Raw genomic sequence first — 12,607 nt, forward strand, 5'->3', positions numbered from 1 at the left:
AAGTGACGGATAGAACCAGTAGAGTGACGGATAGAACCAGTAGAGTGACGGATAGCCTGCGAAAGTGACGGATAGCACGGCGAAAGTGCTGGATAGCGCGCTAAAATTCGTATAGGATTTGAAGAGAGGCAATGGTGAATAGTCCGCAAAATGTGCTAAAAAGCACCGCAAAAGGTAACTAAATAGCGCCACAACAAGAGCACATAAAGGTATTTACTATGGGAGGTTGATTTATTGATGGAAGATTTAATGAAATTACCGAATGATCAGGAACAGCAGGATTTTTATCAGAAGTTGCGGACAAAATTAGTTGGTTTTCTTGGGTCAAAGAAGGGCAAGAGCAGTAAATTTACACCGTATTTAATGTTTGTGCCTGATTTATTTCATTTATTAGTTAAAACGTTAACAGATGCAGGGGTGGATAAGAAAAGTCGGGCGTTGATTGGTGCGTCGATTGCGTATTTTGTGTTTCCGTTGGATCTGATGCCTGAGGGGATATTAGGGTTTGGTGGTTATTTGGATGATATCGTGTTGGCGACGTTTGTGGTGAATACGATTATTAATAAATTAGGGCCGGAAGTGGTGGAAAAGCATTGGACAGGGGATGATCATCTTTTGCATGCTCTCCAAAAGGTTGCTGAGGTTAGTGATGAGGTCGTTAGTAAAATACCTGTGAAGTCGGCCATTGCTCAGTTTGTGAAACAGGAAAGTAAAGATAAATAATATTATTATGTAAACTCGAATGACTTCAACAAAAATGAACCTGCACTTTACAGGTTCATTTTTTGTTGGATTGTTCTAAAATATGGTGGAGTTGTTGGACTGGGACAAATAGGCCAACTCGTCCTATAGGTTCATATTTCATCGTGGCAAAGATAATCCCGATGACTTCGCCCTGTTGATCAATGACGGGACTGCCACTATTGCCACGGTAAACTGGGGCTTTCAGCATCATTACAGGTACTTGCCAATCGTCTAATTGAATGGATTCCAGCAAAGTTCCTTCATTAGCTATTCCAGTAAAGGCAAGGGGGTTACCGATAAAATGGATATGCTCATTTTCAGGGAAGGTTGGATTGGCTGCAAGTGGAAGATAGGGAAGCTGATCTGCTTGTACTTGCAATAAGGCTAAATCAACATTCGGATAGCTCTCAATTAGTGTTGCTTCCATTACTCCCTCATCAGGAAATACAACGGATAATGTCTGTGCTTGCTCTACTACATGGGCATTGGTGACAATGAGACCGTCCGGTGAGATGGCGAAACCTGTGCCTTTGCTGGAACCTGTCGAAATTTCCACGATAGCTTTTTTATAAGTTTGTATATCCTCTTGTGCTGATAGCTTCGTTGATACTTTGATAAATTCGATAGCCGGAATAGAATAAATTTGAAAAATAAGCGCGAATGTATTGAAAAACAGTACGAATGCCATACTCCATACAATCCAGCGTACGAATGGCTTGGGCTTTTTTATTTTTTTGCCATAAAGACGTTCTTCTTGCTCCTGAGCTAATGCTTTTTGTTGCTCGGTTAACACAAGCTCAATAAATTCTTCTTCTGTTAATTCTTCCTGCTCGTTAGCAGACTTATGTAGGTCACTCATAGGATGATGCCTCCTTTTGCTACATAATAGGCGCCCAAGCAGGACGCCTATCATCATCATACTATTCTATTTTTTGTAAGGTGGAAGTCACGACAAATGGCGGCTCTTGATCTGACTCCATCGTATCTTCGATTTTGATGAGGCCAACCCCTTGTACAAAATACTTGGTCGTTATGAATGGATCTTCAGTGCGTGTAAGTTGGATGACATTCGTATAGACTTTTGTTCCTGTATCGACTTGAGCAGTTGTTGATTGGATGGTCCAGCCTTCAAAGCTTGTTCCTACTTGTATCGGTTGCTGCAGTATCGTTTCTAGCACAGGGTAGGCTGCAACCTCAGTTGCACTAGGTAAGCTTGGGTTACTGTCTACAGGCTCACGATAGACTAGCTCAATCTTTGAATCTGTCATGCGATAAATTTTTAATAGGGTCACACCACCATTATCTTCCACTTGAGCGATATGTTGCGTATCGATATAGGTAGTTTGTAGAGTAAAGCTGGCAAATTCATTTCCCTCTCCTTGAAAATATGCGACAGAGCCATTAGGTGGGAAATAGGTGAGTAGTGACACTTGATCTTGAACAGCTGGGTGCACAGGTTCTTTTTTCATTTCTTCATGGCACCCTGCTAACAATAATACTAGGGCAAGAACGAAAATAGAATGCTTCATTGGCACACTCCCTCGCTACTTTTTATTAATTATACGTGAATGTTGTGCATTATACGAATGATAGCTAACATTCTAGTAATATTATTATGTAAACTAAAGGTTGAAAACTTGTAACTATGAAAAAATTTAACTAAGATAGAGTTGTAGTTAAAAAATGGGGGGCATGGTTATGTATAGACAAGCGGATGATTTTTTACAGGAATGGACGATGGCTGCAGAGGGAACACTGAAAGTATTACAGGCAGTAACGGACGAAAAGTTAGATCAAAGTATCGTAGAGGGACATAGTACACTTGGCTGGCTTGGTTGGCATTTAGTTGGAGCGGCTGGATATTTTAGTTATTTAGCAGGCTTAAAGGTTCCGATGATTCGTCAAGAAGACCCTGTACCAACGACAGCTGTAGAAATTGTACAAGCATATGAGAAAGTTGTAAATGGTATAAAAGAGGAAGCAGCAAAGCTTTCAAATGAAGATTTACTAGAAGTGGTAAATGGCTTTACAGGGCCAATACCAAAGGGCGCTTTATTACGTGCATTAATTGATCATCAAACGCATCATCGCGGTCAAATGACAGTTCTACTTCGTCAAGCTGGTTTACCAGTACCGGGTGTTATGGGACCAACACAAGAAATGAAATAGACTTGAATTGCAGCAGATAAATAACCTATCTGCTGTATTTTTATTTGACACTTACCTACTAGTAAGTTAGTATATAGCCATGACAAATAGAAAATCACAAATTATTGAATTAACATTGAAGAATATTCAAGAAAAAGGTTTCACATCATTTAGTTATGACCATTTAGCGAAAGAGGTTGGTGTAACAAAAGCGAGCATTCATTATCATTTTGAAAAGAAGGAAGACTTAGGGATCGCTGTTTGCGAAAGAATTCAAAAGGGATTAGAGGAGGCTTATACAGTAATTAAGGAAGCTACAGTAGCAGCTGAGGAAAAACCTTTCGCCTTTATTTTACGACGGATTACATTTCTAGAACAAGATGGTGTTTGCCCGATTTCTGCATTACAGGCGGACTATCAAGAATTGTCACCTGCGATGCAAGAAAAAGTTCAACAGCTTAGCCAATTGGAAGTAGATGTTTTAGTGGATTTACTACAAGATGCTAAGAACCATGGCTCACTTCAGTCGACAATGGATTTAGAGGCATTAGCCATCCTGCTTATTTCGAGTACAAAGGGTGCTTTGCAATACAAACGGGTTTTAGGGGAAGATTTCTTTCACAAAATGTTGGAGCAATTAAAGGAACTGTTAAAGTAAACGAAAAAGGAGAGGAATATATGGTACGTAGAGTAGTTGTCACAGGATATGGTGTTATCTCACCACTAGGTCAAACAGTATCAGCCTTGTGGGAGAACATTAAAGAAGGAAAATCAGGTATTACAAAGTTAGAAGCGGAGGAATTCGGCGGCATTCAAACACAAATTGCTGGTTCTATCACTGACTTTGATGCTACTCAATATATGGATAAAAAGGAATTAAGTAAATATGATCTTTTTATTCAATATGCTCTGGCTGCATCTCAGCAGGCTTTGGAGCAAGCAAACGTAAATATGGAGCAAGTTAATAAGGAACGACTAGGTGTTTATATTGGCTCAGGTATTGGGGGAATTGAGACGATTTTAGCGAATCATCAAGCCATGCTCGATAATGGACCAAGGAAGGTGTCACCGTTTATGGTGCCGATGATGATTAGCAATATGGCCGCAGGGATTATCGCGATTAAAACAGGCTTCAAAGGGCCAAGCTTCTCACCAGTTTCCGCTTGCGCAACGGGTAACCAAGCAATTGGTGAAGCGTTTTTAAATATTCGTCATGGCTATGCAGATGGTATTTTAGCTGGTGGGGCTGAGGCACCGATAAATCCGCTGAGTTTTGCTGGATTTTCCCGTATGAAGGCGATGTCTACTAGGAACGATGCGCCAGAACAAGCTAGCCGGCCATTCGATAGCCATCGTGACGGCTTCGTCATGTCAGAGGGAGCAGGGGTTGTGTTCCTAGAGGAATATGAACATGCTAAGCAAAGGGGCGCTACGATTCTTGGAGAAATCGTAGGCTATGGGGTGACGACTGATGCTTTCCATATTACAGCGCCTGATTTTACCGGGGCAGCTAATGCGATGAAACTAGCCTTAAATATGGGTGACATTGATGTGACGGCTGTCGATTATATCAATGCGCATGGTACTAGTACACCAGAGGGAGATAAATCGGAAACAAAGGCTATTAAAAGTGTATTTGGTGAGCATGCCTATCAATTAAAAGTGAGCTCCACGAAGTCGATGACAGGCCATCTTTTTGGCGCAGCTGGTGGAATCGAGGCCATCATTACCTTAAAAAGTATTATGGAAGGTATCATTCCACCAACGATTAATTATGAAACGCCAGATCCAGAGTGTGATTTGAATTATGTTCCAAACGAGGCGCTTCATCAAACCGTCAACATTGCTTTGTCTAACGGTTTTGGCTTTGGTGGTCATAATGCTGTGTTGGCTTTTAAAAAGTTTGAGGAATAATAGTACACAATGGTATGAAATGGTCGTTTCATACCATTTTTTATTGTCTTTATTAAATGACCTATTCATCTATGATAAGTTCTACTTATGAGATTGCGCAGATAATCAATATTTTCGCTTATGTGCTTTCTATGATAAGTTAAAAAAGAAGGGAGGATGGATAATGAGAATTTTTGATGCACATTTTCATATTATTGATTTTGATTTTCCGATTATAGAAAATCAAGGATACACACCACCGAGCTATGTAGTAGAGGACTATCAAAAGGAAACAGCTCTTTTCAATATAGAGGGGGGCGCCATTGTTTCCGGTTCCTTTCAAGGATTTGATCAAAATTATTTATTGAAGGCTTTGAAACAACTAGGTCCCGCTTTTTGTGGGGTGACGCAATTACCGTATACAGTGACAGATGATGAAATCCTTCATTTACATAAAAATGGAGTAAGGGCCTTGCGCTTCAATATTCAACGAGGCGGTTCAGAGGATTTGTCAAAACTCGATAGCTTTGCAAGAAGAGTGTATGAGTTGGCGGGGTGGCATAGTGAACTTTATATAGATGCCAAATATTTACCTGAGATTGCTTCCACGATTGAAGCATTACCAGCCATTTCAATTGACCATCTAGGCTTATCGGAGGAAGGTTTACCACATTTGCTAAAGCTTGTAGAGAAAGGTGTACGTGTGAAAGCGACTGGTTTTGGTCGGGTAGAATTGAATGTGAAAAATGCTTTGCAAACAATCTATAGCATTCATCCAGATGCGTTAATGTTTGGAACAGATTTGCCATCGACACGAGCAAAACGACCTTTTGAATTTGAGGATGTTGAATTGATTCAAGAGCTTTTTGATGAACAGGCTGCGGATAAAATTCTCTATCAAAATGCTAGGCAATGGTATGACAAGTAAATGCAAAAAATCCTCTACCCAAACACTCGGTAGAGGATTTTTATTGGAATTAGTTTAAACCTTCGCGATCTTTCCACTCTAAGAATTCATCATATGTTAATTGCTTATCTAAAATTGAGCCGTCTTCACGGATTTCAATCACACGGTTAGCAATTGTTTGAATGAATTGATGGTCATGAGATGTGAAAATCATAGCCCCTTTGAAACGAATTAAGCCTTCGTTCAATGCTTGAATAGATTCAAGGTCAAGGTGGTTGGTTGGTTCATCTAGTAAAATCACGTTTGCTGTGGCAAGCATCATTTTTGATAACATACAACGAACTTTTTCGCCTCCTGATAAAACAGAAGGTGATTTTTTCACTTCCTCCCCAGAGAACAACATGCGTCCTAGGAAACCACGTAGGAAGCTTTCTGTTTCATCGTCAGGAGAATATTGGCGTAACCATTCTACTAATGACTTTTCTGTTCCTTCGAAGTACTTGTCATGATCGTTTTCGAAGTAGCTTTGTGAAGTAGTTACACCCCATTTAAATGTACCAGCATCTGCCTCTTTATCTTCCATTAAGATATCAAGAAGCGCTGTTTTAGCAAGAGGGCTACCAAGTAAAACGATTTTATCATCTTTGTTCATCGAGAAACGAATATCTTTAAACAGTGAATCGCCTTCATGAGTGGCAGTTAGACCTTCAACTGTTAATACATCATTCCCGATATCACGACCAATTTGGAAGTTGATGAACGGATATTTACGGCTTGATGGCTTAATGTCATCTAACTCGATTTTATCCAGCATTTTTTTTCGAGATGTCGCTTGCTTCGATTTAGAAGCATTCGCAGAGAATCGTGCGATAAACGCTTGTAATTCTTTGATTTTTTCTTCTTTTTTAGAATTTTGGTCTTGAGCCATTTTTTGAGCTAATTGAGAAGATTCATACCAGAAATCATAGTTACCCACATATAATTGAATTTTAGAGAAGTCCAAATCAGCAATATGTGTACATACTTTGTTTAAGAAGTGACGGTCATGGGATACAACAATGACTGTGTTTTCAAAGTTAATTAAGAACTCTTCTAACCATTGGATAGCTTTTAAGTCAAGGTGGTTGGTAGGCTCATCGAGTAACAGTACATCAGGCTGACCAAATAGGGCCTGCGAAAGTAATACTTTTACTTTATCTGAACCTTCAAGATCACCCATTAGCATGTAGTGAAGGTCATCTGAGATACCTAAACCGTTTAATAATGTCGCTGCCTCTGATTCAGCTTCCCAACCGTTTAGCTCTGCAAATTCACCTTCTAGCTCAGCGGCACGCATACCATCCTCATCTGAGAAATCTTCCTTTGCATAGATAGCATCTTTTTCTGTTTTTACGTCATAGAGGCGTTTATTCCCCATAATAACAGTGTCAAGCACTGTATAATCATCGTATTCAAAATGGTTTTGTTTAAGGACGGATAAACGTTCGTCCTTGCCCATTGATACGTTACCTTCCTGTGCTTCAATTTCACCAGAAAGAATTTTTAAGAATGTTGATTTACCAGCACCGTTTGCGCCAATTAAACCATAGCAGTTACCTGGTGTGAATTTTATATTTACGTCTTCAAATAGTTTACGATCGCCATAGCGAAGACCTACATTACTAACTTGAATCATGCAAGTTCCTCCTTTTTTCACAATGGCACTAGTATATCATGAAATATGTTCCATAGTCTATAAACATTATGACAGCAAGGTTTATTGGCAATTGTTTTATTGAATAGCCCCAGTTCTTGCCCCAGCTTGCTGTAAGCTGTTACTGAATAAAGCTACGGATTCCGTTTCCATTTCTTTTAAAACATGTCCGTATACTTTATAGATCATATCAGGTGTATAATCACTTTCCTTGATTTATTAGGATGGTACTAGGGAAAACTACGAGCCATTCAACTTGTGGTGGAAGTAGTCTCCCATTTTCTTCAACTATTTATTCGTCTATGGATTTAATCTCATGTGGTCAAATAAAACAAAGACGTTATTTTGATGAAAGTGGTAAGGCTAAACAAGATATTGATTATTTCCAGAGTGGTGAGGATTTACATAATTCACCTGATGTTCCATAAGAGTCATCCTAATCCAAGATCAGGTGTTCACCCAGCACAATTTTAAAATAAAAAAACTATGTTGTGATTTTTGGCAACATAGTTTTTTTAGTAATCAATTAGTTATCCCCATACTGTCAAACTGGTACGCGTATCATTTTCGTTAGTGATATAGTTAATATTAGTGTAATGAAAAATTTTTGCACGTTCGAAAAGTTTATGAGTAATTGACTCATCTTTTAAAAAAATGGATACATAGCATGAATCTATAATTAAAAGTGCAAGTTCACAAGTGCTCTTTAAAAAATCGTCATAACTTTTAATTTCCACTACCTCTTCCATATTAGGAAAAGCCTTTAGATCCGTAAATATTAAATAATATGCATCAGTTGAAATATATTCTAAGAATGATGGACCATTTAAACTAACACTGGGGGGAAATAAATCTGAACCAAGTGTTCCTTTTTCTATTTTGTAAGACTCTCCAGGACCTACTGACCAATACCAAGAAGGATTAATAATATTTGATAAAATATCAGATAAAAACTTTCCATATTCATTATTAATCTCGAAAGAAATACCTCGCATTTTAACATCCTTTCTTCAATCTACTATTTTTATTATAAAACAAAATAATCTATAAATTACAAAATGTAATTTTCTGGGCAACTCTCAATAGGAAAGTGTATAATTTGGCTTATATTGGAAAATGTCAACGTCTATGCATACCTAAAATAAGCAAATCATATAGGGGAGTATAATATGAAGATAAAAATTATTATAACAGGTGTCATTTTTTTTTGGATGTTGCCTTTTAGTCAAACTGCACAGGCAGCAAAACTTAGTGAACATTATCATGATATAACAGAAAATGATCTTCAAAACAGTATCATGATGTCGCCTGAAAGCTCAAAGGCATTTGTCAATGGTAATATGGTTTCTACAGTACAGCCAATTGTCAAAGAAGGGAGAACCTTAGTGCCACTTCGCTTTATTTCTGAAGGGTTTGGCGCAATAGTCGATTTCAATGCTAAAAATAATACTATAGCCATAAAAAATTCTGATAAAACAATAACCTTGAAAATCGGAAACAAGGCTATTAATGTGAATGGCCAATCTATTCAAATGGACGTTGCTGCTAGCCTTCATAAAAATTCTACCTATATTCCTCTAAGATATATAGGGGAGGCCTTTGATAAAAAAGTAGTCTATTTAAAGAATGAAAACCTACAACCTTATAGTTTGATTATAATTAGAGATGAAAAGGCAGCAGAGCTTGAAAATCTTAAACTTGTCCGCATTTGTGAATGGCTATTTCAGGGGAAATCAATTGTCTATAGCGATCGTTTTATGGCAGTAATCCAAGAAAAGGGTCAATTATTGTATAGCAATTATTTTTCTGATTTTGAACCATTTGTTTATGAGGAATTTATTGAGGATAAAAATATCATTAAATTAGGGGATATTTGGATTAAAACAGAAATGGGCAATTTTTATATGGACTACGCCTATAACACGACAAGAGAATTTATTTTATATGATGTGGATGGACAATCCATTTCAAGAGTAGCTGTAGAAAAAGCACCGATTAAAGCTGTAAAACCTTATGAGAATAATGTCTATTATCTAACAAGATATGAGCGTGGTATTGAAAATGCTCATGAAACGAGTAATTTAAAATCTGCCACACGAACAAATGGCCAATGGGTTACTGATTATTTAGGCAAGCCAGGGTTTTATTATGGTTTTGATACTATAGGCAATTCGTATAACTGGAAAATAAATGATAACGGCATCTATATTTTTGGTTATAATAGATTTGGCAATTTAAGCTCAGATGATAGAAAAAAAACTTTTGGAAATTACCGGGTAGACGTAAAAGGCCATAATCATGAGGTCTTACACCCTTAAAGTTTGCGTATTCATGATACAGTTGGCTGGTTTAGGTTCTGTAGTGTACGGATCCTGAGCCAGTCAATTTTTGCTTACTCGGTTCGTTATGATTGGAATGGGGCATGGCCATTAGTTTGAGATTACTTTCTGGCACAACATGTTCTAGTATTTGCGTTGCTTTTTCGTATAAAAAAACCAAATATAATATACGATTACAACTAGTGACAAACCTAATGAAACATATTTATTTTGCTCATTGGGCAAAATAGTAATTGAGATAATAGCTAATATAATGGCAGGGAATACCGTGTAAAACCAGATTCGCACTGCTTTATTTTTAAAAGAAACTTCAAATCGATCCATACATACACCTCATTTATTAATTCTAAGTTCACGTTGTGGAAAATTCTTTCTTACTAAATAACATAACAAATTTTGAGTTGGAAGTGAAATGGTAAATGGGTCTGGAGGGACGGATGAAATTAACGCATGAAAGATTATTGAAAAATATCTTTTTTTCTGTAACTTTATTTGAAGTTGGTGCGTCTACATAGTAGTGTTTTTAACTATTTTTGAAAAAGAATAGTAAATTGACATCATTTACCACGGGGGTTTTAGTTGCTTATTGCTATAAATATAGACTAAAATGATTCTGACTGTTTTTTTATCAGGTACAATTTATCCTGATTATCTACTTGTGCTCACAAGCACATCCCCCGTTTTGACTGTCTAATGTAAGTGACGAAACGAACCTTGTCTGCAAATCGGAAAAAATATCCCAATCCTCTATATGGTGGAATACACGTATCCTTTGCGCTAATTTCATAGGAAAATACTATAGTAAATGATAGGCCATACAGTATTCGGCAACGGAACAAATAGGACATTCAGCTCTTTTAAGAGGCGGAAATGATGATAAAATAAACATGTTATTGGAAATATTAACTATCGGAGGTATATTATGGGTAAAGGCTTATTATGGACAGCCACTGCTATCTTAGTAGTTTTACTTGGGTTTGGAAGCTACTATTTTATCAAAGAAATAACAAACTCTATGGCATACAATAAATTAGTGGATGAGTATAAAAAGCCAGTACCAATTAACAATATAGAGTCTGAATATGATGTAATTGTCATTGGTGGCGAGCCTGAGGGTGTCGCTGCTGCGGTTGCTTCAGCACGTAATGGGGCTAAAACATTATTGGTAGAAAAACGTGAAGAATTGGGTGGATTATTTACATATGGGATGTTGAATTTCCTAGATATTCCACGAGATGGTCATAATAATTCCATCAGTAAAGGTATTTTTCAAGAATGGCATGAGCTTGTTCGAGGCAATGATGCTTTTGGTATCGTCGGAGCGAAAGCAGCATTTAAAAAGCTGATTGATGAGGAACCAAATCTAACATTGTCGGTGCAAACGGAAGTTGTCAAAGCGAATCTTCAACAACAGCAGCTAACGTCTGTTGAGCTAAAAAATGAATACGGTACATATGTCGTTAAAGGAAAATCATTCATAGATGCTACACAGGATGCGGATTTTGCTACGATGTCTAAAGTTCCTTTCTTCGTTGGTGGTGAAGATATAGGGATAAAGGATAAACGCATGGCTGTAACATTAATGCTTCACTTGAAAAATGTTGATTGGGATCAAGTAAAAAAAGCGGCGAAGTCAGATGTATTTGGCGGGGCTAACTTGAATCATACCGTTATGTGGGGCTTTACAAAGCTTCATGATGAATATACACCTTTACAAGAAGGTACAAGATTAAGAGGGTTAAATTTAGCGCGAGTGGATGATGAATATTTTATTAATGCCTTACAAATTTTTGGTATTGATGGCTTAAATGATCATTCGAAGCAGGCGGCCATTGCTGCTGGTAAAAAAGAAACATTGCATGTACTTAAATATTTACAGGAAAACTTCCCTGGATTTGAAAAAGCAGAACTTGTTAGCTTCCCAGAAGAGCTTTATGTACGAGAAACAAGACATATCTGGGCGGAATATCAATTACCAATGTCCGATATTTGGCAAAATCGAGATCATTGGGATAGCATTGGGATTGCCTCTTATCCAGTAGATGTGCAGGCTCAAACACCCCATGATTATGGCTATGTTATTTCTGCACCAAAGCAATATGCGATTCCTTTCCGATCTTTAGTACCAAAGGATATCGATGGTTTACTTGTTGTAGGACGATCTGCAGGTTATTCATCTTTAGCAGCGGGAAGTGCCCGTATTGTTCCAACCGGTATGGTGACTGGGGAAGCGGCAGGGACAGCGGCTGCACTGGCTCTTCAAGAAGATGTTACTTTTAGAGAAATGAGCAAGGATAAAAAATTAATTGCTACATTAAGAGAGCAGTTGGATAAACAAGGTGCCTATATTGATTCATTTTCTGTGGACTATCCTTATCAGGGCGAGTGGTATGATGAAGCCATTCAATCGTTAATTAACTATGGGCTTGTAGTGGGTGGTTATGATAATGATTTAAAGGTCGACAGTAAAGCAACGAAAATTAAGTTTGCTAAAATGTTTAAAGAAAGTATGATTCGTGCCGGAGGTGAGAGTACAGCCGATAAGAAAGATAAGCTGGAGATTGTCATTAATAAGGTATATAGCACGGGTGATGAAGCTATTACGCGAGATGAGCTGGCGCAGTATTTGGCAGATGTGCTTATCGATGAATCGACTGGAACAAGCTGGGAAAGCTTAGTTGAAAAGGAAATTGTTACTGAAACAGTAGCGAAAAAAGTGAAAGACAATAAACAACTGAAGTTAAAAGAGATGTATGCCATCATGGCAGATGTCATTCATTATATAGAAAAAGAACGTTCCTCAAAATGAACTGCACCCCAATTGTTAGACACAACTAACAATTGGAGGTGTAGTTTTTTTATGACGAAATTTACAAATGAACA

At 37.7% G+C, this 12,607-nt stretch carries 13 protein-coding genes; 8 read left to right on the forward strand and 5 right to left on the reverse strand.

Annotation, left to right across the window (positions count from 1 at the left end; translation table 11 throughout):
- The first annotated feature begins 237 nt into the window (after positions 1–237).
- Positions 238–723, forward strand: coding sequence for a YkvA family protein (locus tag AC07YC_RS21910; protein WP_336634998.1), 486 nt, complete (start codon positions 238–240; stop codon positions 721–723).
- A 55-nt stretch (positions 724–778) separates the two neighbouring features.
- On the opposite strand, the gene AC07YC_RS21915 is transcribed toward AC07YC_RS21910, so the two are convergent.
- The gene (locus AC07YC_RS21915) at positions 779–1,603 is read right to left on the reverse strand and encodes a S1C family serine protease (RefSeq protein ID WP_494920435.1); all 825 of its coding nucleotides are present in this window, start codon (positions 1,601–1,603) and stop codon (positions 779–781) included.
- A gap of 61 nt (positions 1,604–1,664) precedes the next feature.
- Positions 1,665–2,273 carry a hypothetical protein gene (locus tag AC07YC_RS21920; protein ID WP_494920436.1) on the reverse strand — a complete coding sequence of 203 codons (609 nt, stop codon included), beginning with the start codon at positions 2,271–2,273 and terminating at the stop codon, positions 1,665–1,667.
- Positions 2,274–2,442: 169 nt separating this feature from the next.
- Between AC07YC_RS21920 and AC07YC_RS21925 the strand changes: the two genes are divergently transcribed.
- From AC07YC_RS21925 to AC07YC_RS21940, 4 genes are all read left to right on the forward strand, one after another.
- Positions 2,443–2,913, forward strand: a complete 471-nt coding sequence (locus AC07YC_RS21925; protein ID WP_336634690.1) for a DinB family protein — start codon at positions 2,443–2,445, stop codon at positions 2,911–2,913.
- Between the two features lie 79 nt (positions 2,914–2,992).
- Positions 2,993–3,550: a TetR/AcrR family transcriptional regulator gene (locus AC07YC_RS21930; protein WP_494920437.1), complete on the forward strand. Its 558-nt coding sequence runs from the start codon at positions 2,993–2,995 to the stop codon at positions 3,548–3,550.
- A 20-nt stretch (positions 3,551–3,570) separates the two neighbouring features.
- The gene (gene fabF / locus AC07YC_RS21935; protein ID WP_494920438.1) at positions 3,571–4,806 is read left to right on the forward strand and encodes a beta-ketoacyl-ACP synthase II; all 1,236 of its coding nucleotides are present in this window, start codon (positions 3,571–3,573) and stop codon (positions 4,804–4,806) included.
- A gap of 163 nt (positions 4,807–4,969) precedes the next feature.
- On the forward strand, positions 4,970–5,713 hold the full coding sequence (locus tag AC07YC_RS21940; RefSeq protein WP_494920439.1) for an amidohydrolase family protein: 744 nt from the start codon (positions 4,970–4,972) through the stop codon (positions 5,711–5,713).
- A 49-nt stretch (positions 5,714–5,762) separates the two neighbouring features.
- Here the strand turns inward: AC07YC_RS21940 and AC07YC_RS21945 are convergent, their stop codons facing one another.
- The gene (locus AC07YC_RS21945; protein ID WP_036125767.1) at positions 5,763–7,367 is read right to left on the reverse strand and encodes an ABC-F family ATP-binding cassette domain-containing protein; all 1,605 of its coding nucleotides are present in this window, start codon (positions 7,365–7,367) and stop codon (positions 5,763–5,765) included.
- 320 nt (positions 7,368–7,687) lie between these two features.
- Between AC07YC_RS21945 and AC07YC_RS21950 the strand changes: the two genes are divergently transcribed.
- Positions 7,688–7,813 carry a hypothetical protein gene (locus AC07YC_RS21950; RefSeq protein ID WP_494920440.1) on the forward strand — a complete coding sequence of 42 codons (126 nt, stop codon included), beginning with the start codon at positions 7,688–7,690 and terminating at the stop codon, positions 7,811–7,813.
- 102 nt (positions 7,814–7,915) lie between these two features.
- Here AC07YC_RS21950 and AC07YC_RS21955 read toward each other — a convergent pair whose 3' ends face one another.
- Positions 7,916–8,380 (reverse strand): DUF2691 family protein, encoded by a 465-nt coding sequence (locus AC07YC_RS21955; protein WP_336634686.1) that lies wholly within the window; start codon positions 8,378–8,380, stop codon positions 7,916–7,918.
- Between the two features lie 174 nt (positions 8,381–8,554).
- On the opposite strand from AC07YC_RS21955, the gene AC07YC_RS21960 reads away from it, so the two are divergent.
- Entirely contained in the window at positions 8,555–9,703 is a 1,149-nt protein-coding gene (locus AC07YC_RS21960) for a copper amine oxidase N-terminal domain-containing protein (protein ID WP_494920441.1), read from the forward strand.
- Between the two features lie 144 nt (positions 9,704–9,847).
- On the opposite strand, the gene AC07YC_RS21965 is transcribed toward AC07YC_RS21960, so the two are convergent.
- On the reverse strand, positions 9,848–10,048 hold the full coding sequence (locus AC07YC_RS21965) for a hypothetical protein (RefSeq protein WP_336634684.1): 201 nt from the start codon (positions 10,046–10,048) through the stop codon (positions 9,848–9,850).
- 598 nt (positions 10,049–10,646) lie between these two features.
- Here AC07YC_RS21965 and AC07YC_RS21970 point away from each other — a divergent pair.
- Entirely contained in the window at positions 10,647–12,533 is a 1,887-nt protein-coding gene (locus AC07YC_RS21970; protein ID WP_494920442.1) for an FAD-dependent oxidoreductase, read from the forward strand.
- Positions 12,534–12,607: the final 74 nt, after the last annotated feature.

Source organism: Lysinibacillus sp. GW247-5R2A (assembly GCF_059424475.1).

Coding starts and splice junctions, on each gene's coding strand:
- AC07YC_RS21960 (WP_494920441.1), top strand. CDS start 8,555: ATGAAGATAAAAATTATTATAACAGGTGTCATTTTTTTTTGGATGTTG.
- AC07YC_RS21930 (WP_494920437.1), top strand. CDS start 2,993: ATGACAAATAGAAAATCACAAATTATTGAATTAACATTGAAGAATATT.
- AC07YC_RS21945 (WP_036125767.1), bottom strand. CDS start 7,367: ATGATTCAAGTTAGTAATGTAGGTCTTCGCTATGGCGATCGTAAACTA.
- AC07YC_RS21915 (WP_494920435.1), bottom strand. CDS start 1,603: ATGAGTGACCTACATAAGTCTGCTAACGAGCAGGAAGAATTAACAGAA.
- AC07YC_RS21955 (WP_336634686.1), bottom strand. CDS start 8,380: ATGCGAGGTATTTCTTTCGAGATTAATAATGAATATGGAAAGTTTTTA.
- AC07YC_RS21965 (WP_336634684.1), bottom strand. CDS start 10,048: ATGGATCGATTTGAAGTTTCTTTTAAAAATAAAGCAGTGCGAATCTGG.
- AC07YC_RS21925 (WP_336634690.1), top strand. CDS start 2,443: ATGTATAGACAAGCGGATGATTTTTTACAGGAATGGACGATGGCTGCA.
- fabF (WP_494920438.1), top strand. CDS start 3,571: ATGGTACGTAGAGTAGTTGTCACAGGATATGGTGTTATCTCACCACTA.
- AC07YC_RS21910 (WP_336634998.1), top strand. CDS start 238: ATGGAAGATTTAATGAAATTACCGAATGATCAGGAACAGCAGGATTTT.
- AC07YC_RS21920 (WP_494920436.1), bottom strand. CDS start 2,273: ATGAAGCATTCTATTTTCGTTCTTGCCCTAGTATTATTGTTAGCAGGG.
- AC07YC_RS21940 (WP_494920439.1), top strand. CDS start 4,970: ATGAGAATTTTTGATGCACATTTTCATATTATTGATTTTGATTTTCCG.
- AC07YC_RS21950 (WP_494920440.1), top strand. CDS start 7,688: ATGGATTTAATCTCATGTGGTCAAATAAAACAAAGACGTTATTTTGAT.
- AC07YC_RS21970 (WP_494920442.1), top strand. CDS start 10,647: ATGGGTAAAGGCTTATTATGGACAGCCACTGCTATCTTAGTAGTTTTA.